Source organism: Desulfovibrio desulfuricans, from assembly GCF_024460775.1.
Classification (GTDB): domain Bacteria; phylum Desulfobacterota; class Desulfovibrionia; order Desulfovibrionales; family Desulfovibrionaceae; genus Desulfovibrio; species Desulfovibrio desulfuricans_E.
This window is the reverse complement of sequence record NZ_JANFYZ010000003.1, coordinates 232,027-251,480: the sequence shown is the minus strand read 5'-3', so window position 1 is coordinate 251,480 and position 19,454 is coordinate 232,027. Positions and strand designations below refer to the sequence as shown.

The following is a 19,454-nucleotide window of genomic DNA, read 5'->3' as shown; positions in this document are numbered from 1 at the left end:
GATTGCGGGCGCAAGAGGAATGTTTGTTGTTCATACCATAAGGATACCGTCATGGATGATGAAGCACGCAGCAAAAAAATGAAGTCCGGGCTGGAAAAAGCCCCCCACCGCTCCCTGCTCTATGCTCTGGGCCTCACCAGAGAAGAAATGGAACGCCCCCTGATAGGTATTGTGAACGCCGCCAGCGAGGTCGTTCCCGGGCATATGCACCTGAACAGCCTGGCCGACGCGGTCAAGGCCGGTGTACGTATGTCGGGCGGTACGCCGCTGCAGTTCCCGGCTATTGCCGTGTGCGACGGCCTGGCCATGAACCATGAAGGCATGCGTTTTTCCCTGCCCTCGCGTGAATTCATTGCGGATTCCATTGAAATTATGGCGCGCGGTCACGCCTTTGACGCCCTGGTGTTCATTCCCAACTGCGACAAGTGCGTCCCCGGTATGCTTATGGCCATGATGCGCCTGAACATTCCCTCGGTGCTGGTTTCCGGCGGCCCTATGCTGCCCGGCGATATAGGCCCCGGCAAGCGTGGCGATCTTATCACCGTGTTTGAGGCCGTGGGCAAGGTGCGTAGCGGCGCCATGACAGAAGAAGAGCTGGAATATATGGCCGAACGCGCCTGTCCCGGCTGTGGCGCCTGCGCGGGCATGTTCACGGCCAACTCTATGAACTGCCTGTCTGAAACCATCGGCGTGGCCCTGCCCGGCAACGGCACCATCCCCGCTGTGAGCGGCGCGCGCATTCGCCTTGCCAAAACGGCGGGCATGCGGGTTATGGATCTGCTGCGCAAGAATATCCGCCCGCTGGACATCGTAACGCCCAAGTCTGTTGCTAACGCCGTGGCCGTGGATATGGCCCTTGGCTGCTCCACCAATACCGTGCTGCACCTGCCCGCCGTGTTCGGCGAGGCCGGGTTGAAGCTTGGCCTGGAAATTTTTGACGAAGTCAGCAAAAAAAGCCCCAATCTGTGCAAGCTTTCCCCGGCGGGCAAGCATTACATGGTTGATCTGGATAACGCGGGCGGCATCCCTGCCGTCATGACCGAGCTGGACAAGCTGGGCCTCATCAACAAGGACTGCATGACCGCCACGGGCAAGACCGTGGGCGAAAACCTCAAGATCATGAACGCCCGCGTCATGAACCCTGAAGTGATCCGCAGTGTTGAAAATCCCTATTCCAAACAGGGCGGCATTGCCATTCTGCGCGGCAGCCTGGCCCCCGAGGGCGCTGTGGTCAAGCAGTCTGCGGTTGCCCCGGAAATGATGTGCCGCGATGTTACGGCCCGCGTTTTCGAGTCGGAAGAAGACGCCATGAAGGCCATTCTTGACGGCAAGATCAAGGCCGGGGACGGCGTTGTGATCCGTTACGAAGGCCCGCGCGGCGGCCCGGGCATGCGCGAAATGCTCTCGCCCACGGCGGCCATCACAGGCATGGGCCTTGGCAAGGATGTTGCCCTGCTGACGGACGGCCGTTTCTCAGGCGGCACCAATGGCGCGGCCATCGGGCACATTTCGCCCGAAGCGGCGGACGGTGGTGTTATCGCCCTGGTGCACGAAGGCGATACCATCCATATCGACATTCCCAACCGCAAGCTGGATCTGCTTGTGGACGAGGCCGAGCTTGCCAAGCGGCGCGCCGCCCTTGTGGTGCCCAAGAAGGATTGCCCTTACCCTGTGCTGCGGCGTTATGCCTATCTGGTCAGCTCGGCTGCCAATGGCGGGCGTTACAAGGAAATCTAAGTAACTTGCCGAAATGATTCAAAGCCCCCACGTGCCGGATTTGTTTTTGGCACGTGGGGGTTTTCTGGCCCCTGGGCCAATATTGCGAAATGGTTATTTGAAAGGATAAAGAAACATGGCGTTTTTGCATGCGCTGGGCGGTGTATTCGGGCTGATGCTGCTGGGTTTTGTGGGTTTCATGCTGGCGGCGCGCAACTGGTTTGGCGCGGAAACCCGTATTGTTCTGCCGCGTCTGATCACCCAGATCGCCCTGCCGCCCTTTCTTATGTACACCATCATGCACTCGTTCCATCGGGACGACCTGATCATGCTGGCAAAGGGGGCGCTGCTGCCGTTGGGCTCTGTGACCCTCACCTTTGCGTTGGCCATTGCGCTTGCCAAATTGGCCCGCGTCAAAAGGCAGCATTTTGGCCTGTTTTGTGCCAGCGTCGCCAATTCAAACACCATTTTTATAGGTATTCCCGTCAATCTGGCCCTGTTTGGCGAAAGTTCCATCCCCTATGTATTGCTGTACTATGCTGCCAGCACGGTTTTTTTCTGGACTGTGGGGGTCTACTCCATTACATGCGATATTACTGAAAACAGAGGAAAAATCCCCCTGCGCACCAGGGTCAGGCAAGTGTTTTCCCCGCCTTTCCTGGGTTTTATCACAGGGTTGATTCTGACCATGCTGGGCGTTGAACTGCCCGAATTTTTGCAGAACGTCGCCCGCTCGCTGGGCAATCTCACTACGCCGCTGGCCATGATTTTTATCGGTATTTCCATCTACGATATGGGATTGCGCAGCATCAGGATTGGCAAGGATATGGTTCTGCTGGCGCTGGGGCGCATGATGCTTGGCCCGTTGGTGATGACTGGCCTGCTGTATTTCTTCCCGGTGCCTGCGCTTATGGGCAAGGTTTTCATCATCCAGGCATCCCTGCCTGTGATGGCCCAGGCGGCGATTTTGAGCGCCCACTATCATACTGACCCGGAATTTGGGGCGCAGGCCGTCAGCCTGACGACGTTGCTCTCCATGATCACCATTCCGCTTTACATGGTTATTTTTTAGAGCTGTTCGGGCATCGAACCGCCTTTATTCAGCGGTGGCATTTCAATTAACATCCCTGCTTTTTCCCTTTTTTCAAATGCAAAGGCCGCAGATTTTGCAATCTGCGGCCTTCAAATTTTTGTGGCGGGCTTGGGCTACTTGGCGCTTTCAGCCAATACGTCCAGCATGAGGGAATCGGGCTTTTTGCTGCAAGCGTCGAGGTAGGCCTTGAGGGTGTCATCGCTGTTAAGCACGGATGCAGGCTTGCCGCTCTTGCCCCGGTTGTAGCCGTCAAGCCAGATCACAAAGCCGCTGCCATCGTCGGGGTTGGCGGTGTAATCCTTGCACAGGGTCTTGTCTGCGCGCCATGTGCTCTCTGTATCGACTGGAAAGGTCTTGCGGGCTTCCTGCCACACGGCGGCAACCTTCTTGGTGGGGTCAACCTGGCAGGCGCCGTAGACCTGGCCCAGCATGGGGGCGAGGGTTTCCGGGTCTGCAATGGGGTTGCCCATCTTGGCGCTCACATAGCCGTCAATTTGCAGGCCTTCAAATATGGGCGGCTGGCCGCCTTCGGTCATGGGCTGGGTCACGAGTTCGGCGCAGATATACGTGGAAGGATCAATCTTGTCGTTGCTGGCCTGAACAGCCACGGGCAGTCCAAGCATCAGGCAACAGAGAATCAACATTTTTTTCATGAATACTCCCTTGAAGAAAGCGTTGTACTTCCTTGACCCACTGCGCCCGTCCTGTCAACTGCCGCCGAATGGCTGTGCAGCGGCAAAACCGGCCTGGCTCAGTGGTCTGTGCGATTGTGCAGGCAGAACTCCACAGGGGCACAAAAAAGGGGAGGCTCCATTATGGCTGCCCAAGGGCAATCACAAGGGAACCCCCCGCAAACAGACTATGCTGAATGCCGCGGAATCCTACAGTTCCGGCGGCAGATCCTGCAGTTCCTGCCAGGTGAACACGGGGCCGTCCACGCAGACGTAGCGGCCGCCGATGTTGCAGCGTCCGCAGATGCCCACGCCGCACTTCATGCGTTTTTCAAGCGTGGTCACGATGTTTTCAGGCGCAAAATTGAGTTTTTGCAGGGCCTGCACCGTGAACTTGATCATGATGGGCGGGCCGCAGAGCACAGCCACGCAGTTTTTGGGATCGGGGTTGAGTTCCAGCAGCACATTGGGGATCAGGCCCACCTTGTGCGGCCAGCCGTCAAAGGGGGCGTCGATGCACAGGGTGCAGTCCAGATCATCGCGGCGCAGCCAGTCTTCCGTTTCATAGCTGAAGGCCATGTCGCGCGGGGAACGTGCGCCGTAGAGGAGGCTCACCTTGCCGAAATCGGCGCGGTGTTCCAGCACGTGCAGCATGATGGTGCGGATGGGGGCCATGCCGATGCCGCCGCCCACAAAGAAGATGTCCTTGCCCTTCCAGTCGGCGTAGGGAAAGTAATTGCCCAGAGGTGCGCGCACGCCCACCTTGTCGCCGGGCGAGAGCCTGTGGATGGCCGAGGTCACTTCGCCCGCCTGCATGACGGAGAACTGGAGGTAGTTCTTCTGCGACGGCGGCGAGTTGATGACAAAGGTGGATTCGCCAGCGCCGAATACGGAGAGCTGGCCCACCTGGCCGGGTTCGTAGGTAAAGGACTTCATGGCCGCATCATCGTCCAGCACCACGCGCAGGGTCTTGATGTTGCCGGTTTCCTGTATGACTTCGGCCACAGTGGCGGGCATGGGCAGGTAGGGGTTGCCCTGCATCATGGGACGGGCCGTGATTTCGCGCAGCATGCCGCCGTCGGGCGCGGGCTTGAGGCCCGGCTTGGCGGCTGGCTTGGCGGCGGCAGTTGGCTTGGTATCCACAGCGGGTTCTGCCTTTGCAGCGGCCTTTTCAGGCGCGGCGGTATTTTGGGGCTCAGTCTTGGGAGTGGTGGCTTTGCCGGTAGTTTTCTTGGTTGCCATGTCTGCTCCTACTTGTCCGTGGACTTCTTGTCATCGTTGCCGTCTTCAATGGCGGCCAGCACGATGGAGCGGATGTCCAGGCAGACGGGGCAATTGCTGATGCAGCGACCACAGCCGCTGCACGAGAACGAACCCCAGTTTTCAGGATAGGTGGAGTACTTGTGCGAAACGCGGTTGCGCATGCGGAATGCCTTGAGCATGCGCGGGTTGTGGCCGCTGGCCTCGCGGGTGAACAGCGAGGACATGCAGTTGTCCCAGCTGCGCAGACGGCGGCCACCTTTTTCGCTCAGTCCTTCGCCCTCATCGGTGATGGTGAAGCAGTAGCAGGTGGGGCAAAAGTAGGTGCAGGCCCCGCAGGAGAGGCAGCGGTCGGTCTGATCCTGCCAGAACTGCGTATCGTTAAAGCGGGCAGCCACTTTTTCGGGCGCGTTTTTGATATTGGGTGCTGGCACAAGGCTGGCCCAGGCTTCCTTGCGGGCGGCTTCCGCCTTGGGGAAAAGTTCGGCCCCTTCCGAGAGGGAAGACGCAGCCAGCAGTTCTTCGCCCTTGGGCGTGATGCCTTGCAGCACATAGCCGCCCTCGATCTCGGTCATGAGCACGTCCGAGCCTTCGGGGGAGGTTGGGCCGCCGCCAACCCAGTGGCAGAAGCAGGTGTTGCAGCCGCTGCCGCAGGTGAGCGTAACCACCGTGAGCTGGTCGCGCCGCGCCTTGTAGTAAGGATCGGCGTAAGGCCCTTTAAGGTAGGGGCGGTCAAGCACCGCATAACCACGCGCATCGCAGGGGCGGCAGGCAAAAACCACGGTGGGCTGAGCCTCGGGCTTGTCGTCCAGGCTCATGGTGACGCGTTCGAGGTTTTCAGGGTCCTTGGTTTTTTTGTAGCGCACCAGGGTTTCGCACTGGGGCAGCACGGCTTCCTTGGCGGGCACGGTGGCCTTTTCCAGAGTAAAGGGCTTGCCTTCCTGCCACGGCTCAAAGACCACAGAACGCTTGTTGGCGGGCTTTTCTACCGGCACAAGCACACGGCGGCCATTCTGCGAGAGGTAGGCGAGAAACGCGGGCAAGCCGTCAGGGGTAACAAAGCGGATCATGCTCATTTCCAGTCCCTCTCATGAATGTTCTTTTCAACCACTTCATAGCCCAGCAAGGGCGGCACTTCATCCGGATTGAGGCCGGGCTGGTAGCCGTCAAAAAGCTGGGCCACAGCGCGGGCAATCTGCTGGCGCAGGGCCAGGATGGGAATGCCCACGGGGCAGGCGCGCTGGCATTCGCCGCAGCCTGTGCAGCGGCCAGCCAGATGCATGGCGTGGATGGTCTGGAAGAAGAGTTTTTCCTTGGCGCTGTCTTCCTGCGTCATCCAGTGCGGATCGCGGCTGTCGGAGACGCAGTAGTCGCGGCACACGCACATGGGGCAGGCGTTGCGGCAGGCGTAGCAGCGCAGGCAGCGGTCCATCTGGCCACGCCAGAAGGCGAGCCGTTCGTCCAGAGTCATGGAATCGAGCAGGGCCAGTTCCGGCGGGGTACCCGCCGCGCCGTCCACCTTGACGGGCTGACCAAGCAGGGTGTCGGCCAGCACTGCCGAAGGCGTGGTGCAGCCGTAGCATTTGCCCTGGGCGTAGTCCGTCATGCAGAAGCGGTGATCCTTGCCGTCGGCGGTGATGGTTACACCGGCCTCGTCGTAGGTCACGCCGTCGATCTTGGTGTAGCGGCCCAGATCCTGATTGACGCGGGCCATGTCCAGCGTGCCTTCGCAGGGCAGGGCAAAGATGGTCACATCTTCGCGGCGGATCAGGTTTTCCTGCAGCAATTCAACCACCGAGCGGGAATCGCAGCCCTTGACCACAATGCCCACCTTCTTGCCCTTGAACGAGGGCAGGTACACGGCGGGATTGTTGACGTTAAAGGGCCCCCATACCAGCTTGTCCACGTCCTCGGGGGTCTTCATGAACAGGGGCACGGTGTGCGCGGCGTCATAGCCCTGCTGCCAGCCGAGCACGCAGTCCAGCTCGGGCAGCTTGGCCTTGATGGCTTCCTTGAGCTCGGCAAGGGCGGCGTTCTGCCCTGTGCCGAGGGAGCGCAGGGAGGTCAGGGCCATGTCTGCTATTTTGAGCAGCGGTTCCGGGTCTTCCAGCTTGGGCGCGGGGCCGAGCTTGTGGATGCGGTCGGTAAAGACCGTGACCACCTGCTGCCAGCGCTGGCCTTCGGAGGCTGAAACCCAGGTGTATTCAAAGCGGCGTTCGTCAATGCCCAGCACGGGCAGGAACTGCTTGAGCACCTCAAGGCGGCGGCGGGCGTAGAAGTTGCCCGCTGCGTAGTGGCAGTCGCGGGGGTGGCAGCCGGAAACCAGCACGCCGTCCGCGCCGTTGAGCAGCGCCTTGACGATGAACAGCGGGTCAATACGGCCCGAGCAGGGAACACGGATGACGCGCAGGTCTGTGGGCTGGGTGGCGCGGGCCACACCGGCAGTATCCGCGCCGCCATACGAACACCAGTTGCAGAGAAAACCTACAATTCTCAGTTCTTTGCCGTTTAGCACTGGCATAAGGCGTTTACCTCCGCAAGGATCTGGTTGTCAGTAGCGTGTGAAAGCTGGATGGCCCCCTGCGGACAGGTGGACGTACACAGGCCGCAGCCCTGGCACACGGTCTCGATGACCTGAGCCTTGCCCTCGCCCCGGATCTCCACTTCCTTGATGGCTCCGAAGGGGCAGCAGCGGATGCACTTGCCGCAGTTGACGCAGCGGCGGATGTCCACCTGGGCGATCTGCGGGTCGCTTTCAAGCTTGTCCTTGGAGAAGAGCGCCAGCACCTTGGCCGCAGCGGCGGAACCCTGGGCCACGGAGGCGGGAATGTCCTTGACCCCCTGGCATACGCCCGCCAGATACACACCGGCGGTATTGGTTTCCACAGGCTTGAGCTTGACGTGGCTTTCCATGAAGAAGCCGTAGCTGTCGTAGGAGATACGCAGCTTTTCCGCCAGCTGGGGCGAACCCTTGCTGGCCTCGACGCCCACGGCAAGCACCACCAGGTCGGCCTTGATTTCCACTGGCTGACCCAGCAGGGTATCCACGCCCATGACCGTCATCTGGCCGTTGCCGTCGGGGTAAATCTGCGACACGCGGCCACGGATGTATTCCGTACCGTATTCTTCCATGGCGCGGCGGGTAAACTCGTCGTACATCTTCCCTGGAGCGCGGATGTCCATGTAGAAGACAAAGGACTTGGAATCGGGAATGTGATCCTTGGTCAGGATGGCCTGCTTGGCCGTGTACATGCAGCAGAAGCCGGAGCAGTAGGGACGGCCCACGGATTTGTCGCGCGAGCCGACGCACTGCACAAAGACGATGTTCTTGGGTTCCCTACCGTCAGAGGGGCGCTTCACATGCCCGCCCGTGGGGCCGGATGCGGAGAGCAGGCGCTCGTACTGCAAGGAGGTGATGACGTCGGGGTACGCGCCGCCGCCGTATTCCTTGTACACGGTCCAGTCCATGAGGTCATAACCGGTGGCGGCAACAATGCTGCCCACTTCTTCGGTGATGACTTCATCTTCCATGTCGTACTTGATGGCCCCGGTGGGGCACACCTTGGCGCACACGCCGCACTTGCCCTTGAGAAGCTGGCGGCAGAACTGCGGATTGATGACGGCCTTCTTGGGGATGGCCTGCGGAAAGGCAATGGTGATGGCCGTGGTGTTGCCCGTCAGTTCATTGAAGGTGTCGGGCGTTTTCTTGGCCGGGCATTTCTCTGTGCATGCGCCGCAGCCCGTGCACAGGCTCCAGTCCACATAGGTGGTGCGCTTGCGGATCTTGACCGTAAAGTTGCCCACATAGCCCGAAATGTCTTCCACTTCGGAATAGGCGTAGAGCGTAATGTTGGAGTGCTGGGCCACGTCCACCATCTTGGGGCCGAGAATACAGGCCGAGCAGTCAACGGTGGGGAAGGTCTTGTCGAGCTTTGCCATCTTGCCGCCGATGGTCGCATCGCGTTCCACCAGCACCACCTGAATGCCGCCGTCGGCACAGTCAAGCGCCGCCTGAATGCCCGCAACGCCGCCGCCGATGACCAGCACGCGCTTGTTGACATCAAAGCTCTTGGCCAGCAGGGGCTTGTTGTTGCGCAGCTTTTCCACCGCAAGCTGCACCAGTTCGGCAGCCTTGTTGGTGTTGGCTTCCATGTCTTTGCCGATCCACGAAACATGCTCGCGGATGTTGGCCATTTCAAGCATGTAGCGGTTCAGCCCCGCGCGTTCCACCGTGCGGCGGAAGGTGGGTTCGTGCATGCGCGGCGAGCAGGAGGCAACGACCACGCCGTCAAGCTTGTGCTCGTGGATGGCAGCCTCAATGGCCGCCTGCCCTGGTTCGGCGCAGGTGTACATGGGGTCGTCGGCATAGACTACGTCCGGGTAGGTGCGGGCAATGGCCGCCACCTGGGCGCAATCGACGGTTCCGGCGATGTTGCTGCCGCAGTGGCAGATAAAGACGCCTATTCTCATTACCTGCCTCCTTCAGCGGCCTTGGCCTTCTGCTCTGCGGGTTTGGCTGCTTCCTCGCGGCGCAGCTCGCCCAGTTTGCGGATAAGGCCGTTGGGGCTCACGCACAGCTTGTTCAGGCCCAGTTCTTCTTCCGGCAGATCAAAGGCAATGCCCATCATCTGGGTGAAGTAGAGCACCGGCATACGGAACTTGGTGTCCATGGCCGCGCTGGCCTGATCCTGGCGCAGGTCAAGGTTCATCTGGCAGAGAGGACAGGCCACTACGATGGCGTCCGCGCCGAGGCGGGTTGCCAGCTCAAGGATGCGGCCCGAATTTTTGGCTGTCATGGGGCGCTCGGGAATGCCGAACGATGCGCCGCAGCAGGCGGTCTTGAGCGGGAAATCAAGCATCTCCGCGCCGCAGGCTGACATCATTTCTTCCATGAGCGTGGGATTTTCGGGGTCGCCAAAGTTCATCACTTCCGCCGGGCGGCTCATGAGGCAGCCGTAGTAGGCCACGAGCTTGAGCCCCTTGAGACTCTGGCGCACGCGGGCGGCGATGGCGTCCATTTCCATCTGCGCGGCAATGCCCTGCATGACGGAGGTGACAGGCGGAAACTGCTTGGCCGAGGGGCCGTCCAGCAGCTCGTCAACGCGGCTGCGGAAGGCGGGATTTTCCATGCGCTTGGCAGCCATGCGCAGGTTGGAAAGGCAGCTGGGGCATGGGGTAAGCAGAACTTCAGCTTTTTGCTGGGCGGCAATATCAAGATTGCGCACGCACAGGGCGGCGGAAAGTTCCGTATCCACGGCATGGGCCGGGGTGGAGCCGCAACAGTTCCAGTCGGGAATATCCACAAGTCTCATGTCCAGGGCTTTGCACACAGCCTGAGTGGACATTTCGTAATCTTTTGAAGAACCCCTGGCGGAGCAGCCGGGGTAGTAGGCAAAATTCATGGGCGCACCCCCTCGCGCTTGGCGCGTTCCTTGTAGCGCGTAAAGATACGGGTAACCGGCCCTGCCCCGCCCGGCAGAATGTGGGGCTTGAGTCCCAGCTTGCCCTTTTTGAGAGCTTCGGGCGCGAGGTCAACGTCGGTAAACACGCGCAGTGAGCGCATCATGTAGAGTGCCATGGTGCCGATTTCGTGGGTGCGGCCAAAGGTGCGCACCGTATCCAGGAAGGAAAACCAGAATTTTTCCACCTTGGGAACGGCCACGCGGCCTTCCTTGCGGGCCATGTGGCGCAGGGTCTCCATGACTCCGGCCACATCGATGTTGTTGGGACACCGTTGGCTACAGGTGGAACAGGACAGGCACATCCAGATGGAACGCGAATCAAGTACCGCGTCCTTCAAGCCCAACTGTACCGCCCGCATGATCTGGTTGACCTGCATGTCGTAAACGAACCCTGCGGGACAGCCGGCAGTACAATTGCCGCACTGATAGCAGGTGGACACTTTTTGCCCGCTGTGCGCATCCACTTCCTCCGTAAAGGCGGGGTCGCGCAGGCGGTTCAGGTTAATGGCTTCGTTCATGGGAACTCTCTGGTTAGAAGCTGATGGGGTGCCGCTGTGACAAGACTATCTACAACGCTACAGCAGAAAAAGTCAAAAATCTAGGCTCGCACCCCAGCAAATTATATACTGCGTCTTTACTACGCTTTGGCTGCGGCTTTAGCCGCCAGCGATTGCGCGGCTCGCAGCCCGAGAAGATAACTCTCAACGCCGAATCCGCACACGCTGCCCGCGCACACTGGCGACAGCACAGAATGGTGCCGGAACGCCTCGCGCGCGTGAACATTGGACATGTGAACCTCCACCACAGGCACAGGCAGAATGGCCAGGGCGTCAGCAATGGCATAGCTGTAGTGCGTCCATGCGCCCGCATTGATAACCACCGCGTCAGCGCCCTCGCCAAGCGCCTGGTGGATGCGCTCCACCATCAGGCCCTCGTGGTTGGTCTGAAAGCATTCCACAGTCGCGCCCATTTCCTGGGCAAGCGATTGCAGCGCTGCGTCAATGTCCGCCAGGGTGGCCGTGCCGTACTGTGAGGGGTCGCGCTTGCCAAACATGTTCAGATTGACGCCGTGCAGCACCAGAATTCGCATGGAAGCCTCGCTTTTCATGTCGGTTTATTGGGGCTGTTGCCCAAGGGCGTCCTCAAGGGCGCGGCGTGATTCGGGCGGCAGGCCCTGCCCCGTCCAGAGGCGGAACTGCGCGTCGCCCTGACCAAAAAACATTTCAAGGCCCGATATGCAGCAACGACCAGCAGCGCGGGCCTCGCGCAGAAAACGGGTTTCGAGGGGGTTGTACACAATATCGTAGGCAATGGGTGTTGCCTTGGCAGCACCGTTGGCGGGAAGTGCCCCTGCCAGCGAGAAATCGTATGGGGTGTCATCCTCTGCCTTGCCGCGCATGCCAAGGGGAGTGGTGTTGACCACCAGCAGGGCCGAAGGCTCGTGACGGTCTTTCCACAGCAGGGGCGTAAGGCCGAATTCGTCGGCCAGCGGCAGGTGCGATTTATCGGAAGGCGTGGCCACAAAGATTCTGGCAGGGCGCTTTGCATTGTCCGGCGCGGCAAGGCCAGCGGCAACGGCCCGGGCAGCGCCGCCCGCACCCAGCAGCAGCACATCCGCCCCGCCAAGAGGCATCTCTGCAAGCGGAGCCATGAATCCGGCCACATCGGTGTTTTCGCCGCAAAGGTGGTCGCCCTTCCAGTAAATGGTATTGGCCGCGCCCACCTGACGTGCAAGGGGGCTGATTTCGTCCAGCAGGGCCAAAAGGCCAACCTTGTGCGGGATGGTCACAGAACAACCGCGAATATCGAGCAGGCGTACACTTTCCACAAAGGCGGGCAGTTTCTCGGGCGGCACTTCCCATTTCTGGTACAGTGCGTTGATGCCCAGCGTCCGGAAGCCCGTATTGTGCAACAGGGGCGAAAGTGTCTGGGCCAGCGGCCAACCGGTGACGCCATAGAGAGCGGTACCATTGGTGGAGGATGCTGCGACGCTCATGCGGGGTGCTCTCCTGCGGGAAAGTGCGGCAAAAAAGTGTTTCTTTACAGGGTGATCCACATCTTGAGGCAACACTGTACCCTATGGGGCGGTACGGAGCAATGCTGCTGCGTCCGGATCGCCCGGATAACCAAAGTGGTCAAATGGTATGGGCGCATCCGCCTGGCAGCGGTATCCTGCCAGAAATACAAAAGGCCCCGGGTTATGCCGGGGCCGGAAAATCATTACACCAAACAAGGGGCTGAGCCCATGCGGCTATGACCGTTTGAGTTCCATGGCCTTTTGCAGCATCTGATCTGCCGTGGTCACAACCTTGCTGTTGGACTGAAAGCCACGCTGGTTGACAATCATGTTGACCATTTCCTGGGACATGTCCACGTTGGAATGTTCAATATTGTATGCGTTTATCTTGCCGTAGTTTTCCGTACCGGCAACGCCCATTTCCATATTGCCGGAATCTTCAGTGGCGGAAAAGAGGTTGTTGCCCTCGCGGCGCAGGCCGTCTTCGCTGGTGAAACGGCATACGGGAATCTGCCAGAGATCCATGCTTTCGCTGTTGGAAAACTTGCCCACCACAGTACCATCGGCGTTGATGCTGATATTGTTCAGTGTGCCTTCGGCATACCCATTCTGGGTTCTTGTGCGCGTCACAGGAGAGGAAGAGGTGTAGTTGGTTGTGGCGTCTGCTGCGCGGGTGTAGGCGTTGCCCATGCTTGCCAGCGCAGTGGGATCGGTGCCCACGCTGGCGGCATTGCCTGGGCTGTTTTGCCAGCCGCTCTTGGCGGTGATGCCCAGGTTCACAGTGACAGGCGCACCGTTGACAGTCATCTGGGGTATACCGTCCTTGGAGAGTGTGGCCGCGTTCCAGTCCGCAAGGTTTGTACTGCCTGCAGTGGATGGAGTGTAGGCCGACATTCCGGTAACTTCGCCCTTGGCATTGAAGCTGAGGGTACCCGCCATCAGGGGCTGGGCCTTGCCGCCATTGGCGTCGGCATCCGAGGCAATGAGGTACTCCACAGTGCTTCCGGAGCCTGTGGATGGTGCGCCGTCAAAATAGATGGTGGCCGAGTGGGCCGTGCCATCGGCGCCATACATGGTAATGCTTTGCCCGTATCCGTAGCTGGAACTGGCCAGGGGTGGATCATTGGCGGCGTTATACTGGCCGATGAGGCTGAAATAGGGATTTGCGGGGTCACTGGTGGTGTCTTTGGACTGCCCCACATTAAACCGCATATCAACGGCCGTGGTGGCCTTGGCGGGCATCTTGGCGAATCTGTCAACTGTAACCTGCGCCAGACCGCCCTTGGTGCCATCCTCAGCGTACTTGTAGCCCATGAGGGCCATGCCGGCAGGCGTGCGCCAGACGCCCTGGTTGTCGGGGCGGAAGTCGCCCGCGCGGGTGTAATACTCCTGGCCGGTTTTGTCCGTTACCTGAAAGAAGCCTTTGCCGTTGATGGCCATATCCGTAACGGTATTGGAAGATTCAAGGGCCCCCTGGTTGTACCATGTGAGTACTGCGTCCAGCTGTACGCCCTGACCTACCTGCCCAAGGGCTACCTTGGAATTGGTCTGCGCATCCCACCAGTCGCCTATGGCCCCTTGCTGCGCGTAAAAAACGTCAGAGAACAGAGCGGTTTGCTGCTTGTACCCGATGGTGCTCACATTGGCGATGTTGTTTGAGATAACGTTCATGCCGCTACTCAACGTTTTCATGCCTGTGGCGCCGATAAACAATGACGAGTTCATGCTCTGCCTCCTGTCGGGAGGGAATAATTTTCCCTTGCCCGGAAACGATGCCCCAAACGGCAAGACGTTTCTGTTGCGAAAGCGTCAGCCGCAGCGCCGTCCATATGTGCGGCGCGCCTTGCCTGCTGTGCGTTAGTCGCACATATGGACAGGCAAAGAAAAAGGGCGGGAGGAAAAATCTTCCTCTCCGCCCTGAATAGAAGCAGAATCCGTGCCAGCGTAACGCTGCTCGCGCTACTGCGGCGCGCTATTTTTGCAGCGGCAGGCCTTGTTTCTGCCAGCCCGTGATGCCTTCATTCATGTGGAGGATATTGGTTATCCCTTCTTTTTCCATGGCATCGTAGGCTCCGGCAGAGCGGTTGCCCGTGCGGCAGTAGAGCAACACGGGCTTGTCCTTGGGCAGGCCAAGTATCTGCGAATCAAAGGATGCGCCGAAAAAGTCCATGTTGATTGCGCCTGCAAGATGCCCTTCGCGGAATTCCGCCGGGGTGCGCACGTCAACAATGGTCAGCCCCTGTGGAGGATTCTGCAACAGGGTTGCGGCGTCCTTCACGCTGATATCCTTGGCGGAAACCTGAACGGCAGCCAGCAGGAGGAAGCATGCGAGCGCCGACATCAGGCCGTAAAGCCTGCCGTGCGATGGCGTTGCGGAGTGGGTGTGCGTCATTTCTGCTACCTGTAGTGGTTTGAGATCTGGGCCTTGGGCCAGCCTGCGATGCTATTTTACGGAGGCGCGGGCCTTGGCAAAGCCGTCGGCAGCCTTGCGGATCACTTCTTCGCCCACGCAGAATGCCAGGCGGAAGTAGCCGGGGCAGCCAAAGCCGGAGCCGGGAACCGCCAGCACGCGTTCTTCGACCAGCCTGTTCACAAAGGCCACATCGTCCCCGCCGGGAGCCTTGGGGAAGAAGTAGAACGCGCCTGCGGGCATCTGGAATTCATATCCGGCGTTCTTGAGCACTTCGCCCATGGCCTTGCGGCGGGCGGCGTAGACGTTCAGGTCAACCTGGCTGCCCAGGGCGGCGGCCATGATGTGCTGGCCCACCACGGGAGGGTTCACAAAGCCAAGAATACGGTTGGTGAGCGTGAGGGCGGCCATGAGCTCGGCCTTTTCGTGCAGCAGGGGTGAAACAGCGGCAAAGCCCACGCGTTCGCCCGGCAGCGAAAGATTTTTGGAGAAAGAGCTGATGACCACTGCGTAAGGATAGAGCGGCAGCACCGAAGGCACTTCCGCGCCGTCATAGGCAAGGAAGCGGTACGGTTCATCGGCCACCAGCCAGATGGGCTTGCCGTATTCCTGGCTCTTGTTTTCCAGCAGTTCGGTCAGCGCCTTGAGGTCTTTGCGGCTGTAAATCACACCTGTGGGGTTGTTGGGCGAGTTGATGAGCACCACACGGGTTTTGGGGTTGATGGCTTCTTCAAGCGCGGCAAGGTCGGGCGCAAAGGTGTCGGCCTTGCTCATGACAGCGCGGAAGGTGCCGCCGTGGTTGGCTACATAAAAGCCGTATTCCACAAAGTAGGGTGCAAAGCCCAGCATTTCTTCGCCGGGATTGATGACTGCGCGCAAAAAGGCGTTGAGCACACCAGCAGCGCCGCAGCCCAGCAGCACATCATTGGCGGTGAGGTCTACGCCCTGCTCCTTGCTGAGGTGGGCGGCCAGTTTCTCCCGCGCCCAGACAAAACCGCCGTTGGGCATGTAGCCAAAAGCAAAAGGTTCGCCAGCGTGTTCTGTGAAGGAACGCAAACCGTCCACAACGGCAGGGGGGGCTGGCAGGTCGGGGTTGCCCAGGCTGAAGTCATAAACGTTGTCCGCGCCAAAACGGGCCTTGAGCTGGCCTCCGGCCTCGAACATGCGGCGGATCCACGAAGAGTGTTCCAGATACCCCGTAACGCTGTCTGCAAGAATGGACATATACTGCTCCCACTGGTTGTTGTATTCGACCTGACTATTGGTTATGCTTCCAAAAGCCGCATAAAGCAATTGTCATTTGGAGGCCCTGATGCGTTTTGAAATTTTAGGCAAAGCCCGGCGTGCGCTCTTCCCTGTGCTGTGCGCGGCAGCCCTGCTGCCCGCTTGCGCCTCCAAGGAGACGCAGGAAATTCCGGACGGCATGGCCGTTACCGTTACCTTGCGCGAAGTTCACCGCTGTTCCCGGATATCGCCTGAAATTCAGGTGGCACAGACCCCCGGCAGCACCGATTACTATGACGTGCGCCTGGTGGAATTTACCAGCGATGGCCAGGATCTGTTCCTTGGCGGTGGCGAGTGGAACAACGATGGCAGCGGCATTATCCCCGAGGGCGGCCTGACGCGCCACTATCGTGGCCCCTGCCCGCCCGCCGGACAGCCCCGAAACTATGCCTTTATTGTTTCGGCCATGAATCGGCAGAACATGCAGCCCCTTTCCGTGCGGCTGTTCCGCTTTACTCAGGAATAATTTTCGCAGCCGCGTTTTTTGTCCGCTATTGCGGAGTGGGCATGGCGGCCCAAACGGAATTTCCGTCCCGTTGCAGATATGCTGCGCGGGGCGGATTTTTTTTGTCGTTGCACCGATTTTGCCGGACAGAAAATTTTTCCTGTGCCCCGCATAGCATTGCAATAGCGCAGGGGCAGAGACTTGCCGCTGCGCTCCGGCCTCGTGCAATGCCTGCGTGCCTGCGCTTGCCTTTGTAAACGCCAACAGGCGCTGGGGACGATATTTCGCCGCCAGCGCCTGTTGTTTATTCTTTATCTAATAGTCGTCTTCGTCTTTCAGTTCCGGCGGCACAGCCACTGCGCCGGTGATAATGCGGCGTCTGGGAGCGGCAGCCGGAACTTCCGGCGCGGCCGAGCGGCGCACTGCCGGTTCGGGCAGGGTATTGTACAGCGCCCAGAAGGGCGGGTACAGCCCGGTCATGATGCCGGGGTTGCCCAGCTTCTGGTGGGGGCTTGCGCAAGCAGCCAGTGCAAGGGCCATTGCCCAGACCGGATCAGGGGCATTCCAGCCCGTGCGCGGGCCAGATTGTTCTTTTTTGCACAATCTGCTGTTTTCATCCAAATCCAGACCCACAGCAGAAAGAAAACTTTCTACCGTTGTGCGGTCTGTGCCAGAGGGCAGGGCGGGCAGAGCGGCCTTGTCGCCCCTAAGGGCTGCACAGGCGGCCAGAGCCACTGGCAGCGGGGCCCATGCCGCGGGGAATCCGGCGGGCAGATCACCCTTTGCGTACTGTTTCAGGGGCGCGGCAGCGCGGGCGCAGACTTCGCCGCCGTTTTTGCCCGCTTCGTAGCGCAGGTCAAGGCCAAGCTGCTGCAAAAGATCCCAGCCAGCTTCAGCGGCGGGCAGAGCGGGCCACTGGCCGTCAAGCAGGGCTTCGCCGCCCAGAGCCAGGGGCAGGGCCAGGAGAAAGAGCGCAAGTTCCGGCTCCATGCCAGCCTGAGGCAGGGCGGGCAGGCTGAGGGGGCCGGGGTTGACGCGCACCTTTGCGCCTTCCACCTGCGCATCTGCGCCAGCTGCGCGCAGTATGGGCAGTATGCGGGCAACAATGAGCCTGTGCTCGGGATGCGAGCCAAGATCAAGTGTGATTGCCCTTTCGTAGCCGGGAGCCGCCAGCAGGATGCCCTCGGCCAGTTCGGCGGGCACATCGGCAGGCAGTTTGACGGAATCGGGCAAAATGCCGGAGCACTCAAGGCGCGCGGGCAGGCCGTCGCTCTTGGGCACCACATGCACGAGGCGCGCGCCCAGAGTGGGCAGGAAGTGCCGCACAGAAGAAAAGTCAGCCAGTTTCAGGCTTGCATCGCCAGTAAACTTGGCACGCGAGGGGCGGCCAAGATAGTGCCCCAGCAGCATGAAAAAGTTCCAGGCGCTGTCGCCCGTGTGGATAACCTTGTCAGACGCGCCAAGCGGAGCAGCCGGGCGGGCGGAAACGCCTTCATCCTCGCGGGTCAGCGAGGCGCCTGCCTGATTGAGCATTTTGACGCAGTCCACGATGGGATCATTCATGAGGCAAGGCGCTATATGCAGGGGCTGACCTGTGGCTGCGGCCAGCATCAGCCATGCGCGCGTGGCCCGGCAGGCCAGAGGTGCAGGCATGTGCAGGCGTACGTGTTTGGCGGGCGGCGCAAGGTTAAAGGCCGTGCGCGGCGGTTCTTTCGCTGCTGCGCCGCCGGGTTCGCCGCCTTCATCCGCGCCGTCAGCGCGGGTAGAGGCGGGACGGGGCTGAAATTCCACTTCCTGCATGAGCGAAAAAAAGTGGCCCGAAAGGCGCGCATCGCGGCTGATGTGGGAAACGGCGGCTTCCCACGACTCACGGATGGTTTTTTCTTCCGTGGAGTCAAGCCGGGGTTTGTCGCCGCGCATGCGGACAAGAATATTATTGCGGCGAAGCAGCAGCCGCAGAATGTCGCGGTCGATCTCGCAAACCACTTCGCGCAACGGCTTGCGGGCGCGCGCATCGCCGGTTTCGTGCCCGTTACGGGGGCCGCGCGGGGCGCGCTGGCCCCGTGCTTCGCGCGCATCGCGGGGAGCGCGGGAATCGTTGGAATTGTCGGTCATGCCTTGTCCTGTACTGATAATGAAATTTGGATAGGAGGGGTCCGCCCGTGGCGCAGCATTGAAAAAACAACAGGTTGCCGACTCATGGCTCGTTTTGCCGCGGGGGCTTCCCTTATCTGCCCAAGCGTGTTAGCTTGAAATGACTTCTCTTGCAAGGGTTGCCCATTGGGCAGCCCCGCGTGGCATGATCCGTTAACTTTTGAAATGGTTGTGACGCAAGAGTGGCGAAAATGTGAAATAGATTTTTTTTCACAAGGCAGTTAACTTTCTGAATTTGCTGTAAATCCACATGACGGCTCTGTGAAGTTTCCACGAATTTTTGCAGAGGGGGGTTGACTCAAAGGCTAAGTGCTTGTTACTAATTGCGCAAGCCATACGCCCAACCTTCGTTGTGGAGGCGCTCGGCTAACCCCGGCGTGACGGATTTGCCGCGCGCCTCGCCGAACCCGGCGGGTTTTTCTGAAACACTTTTAAAAGAGTTGGAGGATACGTATGCCGACGTTTGTCGATCCGTCCAAGTGCGACGGCTGCAAGGGTGGCGAAAAGACGGCCTGCATGTACATTTGCCCCAATGACCTCATGATTCTTGATTCTGAGGAAATGAAGGCATACAACCAGGAACCCGATGCCTGCTGGGAATGCTATTCCTGCGTTAAGATCTGCCCCCAGGGCGCCATTACGGCCCGTCCCTATGCAGACTTTGCCCCCATGGGCGGGACCTGTATCCCCATGCGTTCGGCTGACTCCATCATGTGGACCGTCAAGTTCCGCAATGGCAACGTGAAACGCTTCAAGTTCCCCATCCGCACTACGCCGGAAGGTTCCATCAAGCCCTTTGAAGGCCATCCCGAAGGCGCCAACATCGAAGATGAACTGCTGTTCACCGAAACTGCCCTGGCCGTCCCGAAGACCGCCCTTGGCAAGAAGTTCGATGTTAAGGACGCTAACAAGACCTTCACCTGCATGGAACACGGCCGCTAG

Annotated in this window: 17 protein-coding genes; 4 read left to right on the top strand and 13 right to left on the bottom strand. The window is 59.9% G+C overall.

Annotated elements, in window-relative coordinates; all coding sequences use genetic code 11:
* Window positions 1–51 precede the first annotated feature (51 nt).
* Both ilvD and NE637_RS05385 read left to right on the top strand, forming a co-directional pair.
* Entirely contained in the window at window positions 52–1,737 is a 1,686-nt protein-coding gene (gene ilvD / locus NE637_RS05390) for a dihydroxy-acid dehydratase (RefSeq protein WP_227118705.1), read from the top strand.
* Window positions 1,738–1,852: 115 nt separating this feature from the next.
* Window positions 1,853–2,788, top strand: a complete 936-nt coding sequence (locus NE637_RS05385; RefSeq protein WP_192112637.1) for an AEC family transporter — start codon at window positions 1,853–1,855, stop codon at window positions 2,786–2,788.
* A gap of 134 nt (window positions 2,789–2,922) precedes the next feature.
* Here the strand turns inward: NE637_RS05385 and NE637_RS05380 are convergent, their stop codons facing one another.
* The 12 genes from NE637_RS05380 to NE637_RS05325 form a co-directional block, all read right to left on the bottom strand.
* A complete protein-coding gene (locus tag NE637_RS05380; protein WP_227118706.1) occupies window positions 2,923–3,462 on the bottom strand; it encodes a hypothetical protein in 540 nt (179 codons plus the stop codon).
* A gap of 228 nt (window positions 3,463–3,690) precedes the next feature.
* Entirely contained in the window at window positions 3,691–4,551 is an 861-nt protein-coding gene (locus NE637_RS05375) for an FAD/NAD(P)-binding protein (protein ID WP_051135423.1), read from the bottom strand.
* A 179-nt stretch (window positions 4,552–4,730) separates the two neighbouring features.
* On the bottom strand, window positions 4,731–5,816 hold the full coding sequence (locus NE637_RS05370) for a 4Fe-4S dicluster domain-containing protein (RefSeq protein WP_306666369.1): 1,086 nt from the start codon (window positions 5,814–5,816) through the stop codon (window positions 4,731–4,733).
* Window positions 5,813–7,261 (bottom strand): hydrogenase iron-sulfur subunit, encoded by a 1,449-nt coding sequence (locus NE637_RS05365; protein WP_227118708.1) that lies wholly within the window; start codon window positions 7,259–7,261, stop codon window positions 5,813–5,815. Before NE637_RS05365 ends, NE637_RS05370 begins: the two co-directional genes overlap by 4 nt.
* Window positions 7,249–9,210 carry a CoB--CoM heterodisulfide reductase iron-sulfur subunit A family protein gene (locus tag NE637_RS05360; RefSeq protein WP_227118709.1) on the bottom strand — a complete coding sequence of 654 codons (1,962 nt, stop codon included), beginning with the start codon at window positions 9,208–9,210 and terminating at the stop codon, window positions 7,249–7,251. The genes NE637_RS05365 and NE637_RS05360 overlap by 13 nt, the downstream gene beginning before the upstream one ends.
* Window positions 9,210–10,142, bottom strand: coding sequence for a CoB--CoM heterodisulfide reductase iron-sulfur subunit B family protein (locus NE637_RS05355; protein ID WP_227118710.1), 933 nt, complete (start codon window positions 10,140–10,142; stop codon window positions 9,210–9,212). Before NE637_RS05355 ends, NE637_RS05360 begins: the two co-directional genes overlap by 1 nt.
* Window positions 10,139–10,720, bottom strand: a complete 582-nt coding sequence (locus NE637_RS05350; RefSeq protein WP_022658838.1) for a 4Fe-4S dicluster domain-containing protein — start codon at window positions 10,718–10,720, stop codon at window positions 10,139–10,141. The genes NE637_RS05355 and NE637_RS05350 overlap by 4 nt, the downstream gene beginning before the upstream one ends.
* Before the next feature lie 119 nt (window positions 10,721–10,839).
* Window positions 10,840–11,292, bottom strand: coding sequence for a type II 3-dehydroquinate dehydratase (gene aroQ / locus NE637_RS05345; RefSeq protein WP_192112642.1), 453 nt, complete (start codon window positions 11,290–11,292; stop codon window positions 10,840–10,842).
* A gap of 24 nt (window positions 11,293–11,316) precedes the next feature.
* Window positions 11,317–12,198 (bottom strand): shikimate dehydrogenase family protein, encoded by an 882-nt coding sequence (locus tag NE637_RS05340; protein ID WP_192112643.1) that lies wholly within the window; start codon window positions 12,196–12,198, stop codon window positions 11,317–11,319.
* Between the two features lie 255 nt (window positions 12,199–12,453).
* Complete coding sequence (locus NE637_RS05335) at window positions 12,454–13,944, bottom strand: flagellar hook protein FlgE (protein ID WP_256267610.1); 1,491 nt, start codon at window positions 13,942–13,944, stop codon at window positions 12,454–12,456.
* Window positions 13,945–14,191: 247 nt separating this feature from the next.
* On the bottom strand, window positions 14,192–14,611 hold the full coding sequence (locus NE637_RS05330; RefSeq protein ID WP_227118711.1) for a rhodanese-like domain-containing protein: 420 nt from the start codon (window positions 14,609–14,611) through the stop codon (window positions 14,192–14,194).
* Window positions 14,612–14,662: 51 nt separating this feature from the next.
* Window positions 14,663–15,853: a pyridoxal phosphate-dependent aminotransferase gene (locus NE637_RS05325; protein ID WP_227118712.1), complete on the bottom strand. Its 1,191-nt coding sequence runs from the start codon at window positions 15,851–15,853 to the stop codon at window positions 14,663–14,665.
* 88 nt (window positions 15,854–15,941) lie between these two features.
* On the opposite strand from NE637_RS05325, the gene NE637_RS05320 reads away from it, so the two are divergent.
* Window positions 15,942–16,379, top strand: a complete 438-nt coding sequence (locus tag NE637_RS05320; RefSeq protein ID WP_027180823.1) for an MbtF — start codon at window positions 15,942–15,944, stop codon at window positions 16,377–16,379.
* 294 nt (window positions 16,380–16,673) lie between these two features.
* On the opposite strand, the gene NE637_RS05315 is transcribed toward NE637_RS05320, so the two are convergent.
* Window positions 16,674–18,473: a 3-phosphoshikimate 1-carboxyvinyltransferase gene (locus NE637_RS05315; protein ID WP_227119308.1), complete on the bottom strand. Its 1,800-nt coding sequence runs from the start codon at window positions 18,471–18,473 to the stop codon at window positions 16,674–16,676.
* 492 nt (window positions 18,474–18,965) lie between these two features.
* Here NE637_RS05315 and aprB point away from each other — a divergent pair, with 492 nt between their 5' ends.
* The gene (aprB, locus tag NE637_RS05310) at window positions 18,966–19,454 is read left to right on the top strand and encodes an adenylyl-sulfate reductase subunit beta (protein WP_192112647.1); all 489 of its coding nucleotides are present in this window, start codon (window positions 18,966–18,968) and stop codon (window positions 19,452–19,454) included.

Coding starts and splice junctions, on each gene's coding strand:
- ilvD (WP_227118705.1), top strand. CDS start 52: ATGGATGATGAAGCACGCAGCAAAAAAATGAAGTCCGGGCTGGAAAAA.
- NE637_RS05385 (WP_192112637.1), top strand. CDS start 1,853: ATGGCGTTTTTGCATGCGCTGGGCGGTGTATTCGGGCTGATGCTGCTG.
- NE637_RS05380 (WP_227118706.1), bottom strand. CDS start 3,462: ATGAAAAAAATGTTGATTCTCTGTTGCCTGATGCTTGGACTGCCCGTG.
- NE637_RS05375 (WP_051135423.1), bottom strand. CDS start 4,551: ATGCTGCGCGAAATCACGGCCCGTCCCATGATGCAGGGCAACCCCTAC.
- NE637_RS05370 (WP_306666369.1), bottom strand. CDS start 5,816: ATGAGCATGATCCGCTTTGTTACCCCTGACGGCTTGCCCGCGTTTCTC.
- NE637_RS05365 (WP_227118708.1), bottom strand. CDS start 7,261: ATGCCAGTGCTAAACGGCAAAGAACTGAGAATTGTAGGTTTTCTCTGC.
- NE637_RS05360 (WP_227118709.1), bottom strand. CDS start 9,210: ATGAGAATAGGCGTCTTTATCTGCCACTGCGGCAGCAACATCGCCGGA.
- NE637_RS05355 (WP_227118710.1), bottom strand. CDS start 10,142: ATGAATTTTGCCTACTACCCCGGCTGCTCCGCCAGGGGTTCTTCAAAA.
- NE637_RS05350 (WP_022658838.1), bottom strand. CDS start 10,720: ATGAACGAAGCCATTAACCTGAACCGCCTGCGCGACCCCGCCTTTACG.
- aroQ (WP_192112642.1), bottom strand. CDS start 11,292: ATGCGAATTCTGGTGCTGCACGGCGTCAATCTGAACATGTTTGGCAAG.
- NE637_RS05340 (WP_192112643.1), bottom strand. CDS start 12,198: ATGAGCGTCGCAGCATCCTCCACCAATGGTACCGCTCTCTATGGCGTC.
- NE637_RS05335 (WP_256267610.1), bottom strand. CDS start 13,944: ATGAACTCGTCATTGTTTATCGGCGCCACAGGCATGAAAACGTTGAGT.
- NE637_RS05330 (WP_227118711.1), bottom strand. CDS start 14,611: ATGACGCACACCCACTCCGCAACGCCATCGCACGGCAGGCTTTACGGC.
- NE637_RS05325 (WP_227118712.1), bottom strand. CDS start 15,853: ATGTCCATTCTTGCAGACAGCGTTACGGGGTATCTGGAACACTCTTCG.
- NE637_RS05320 (WP_027180823.1), top strand. CDS start 15,942: ATGCGTTTTGAAATTTTAGGCAAAGCCCGGCGTGCGCTCTTCCCTGTG.
- NE637_RS05315 (WP_227119308.1), bottom strand. CDS start 18,473: ATGACCGACAATTCCAACGATTCCCGCGCTCCCCGCGATGCGCGCGAA.
- aprB (WP_192112647.1), top strand. CDS start 18,966: ATGCCGACGTTTGTCGATCCGTCCAAGTGCGACGGCTGCAAGGGTGGC.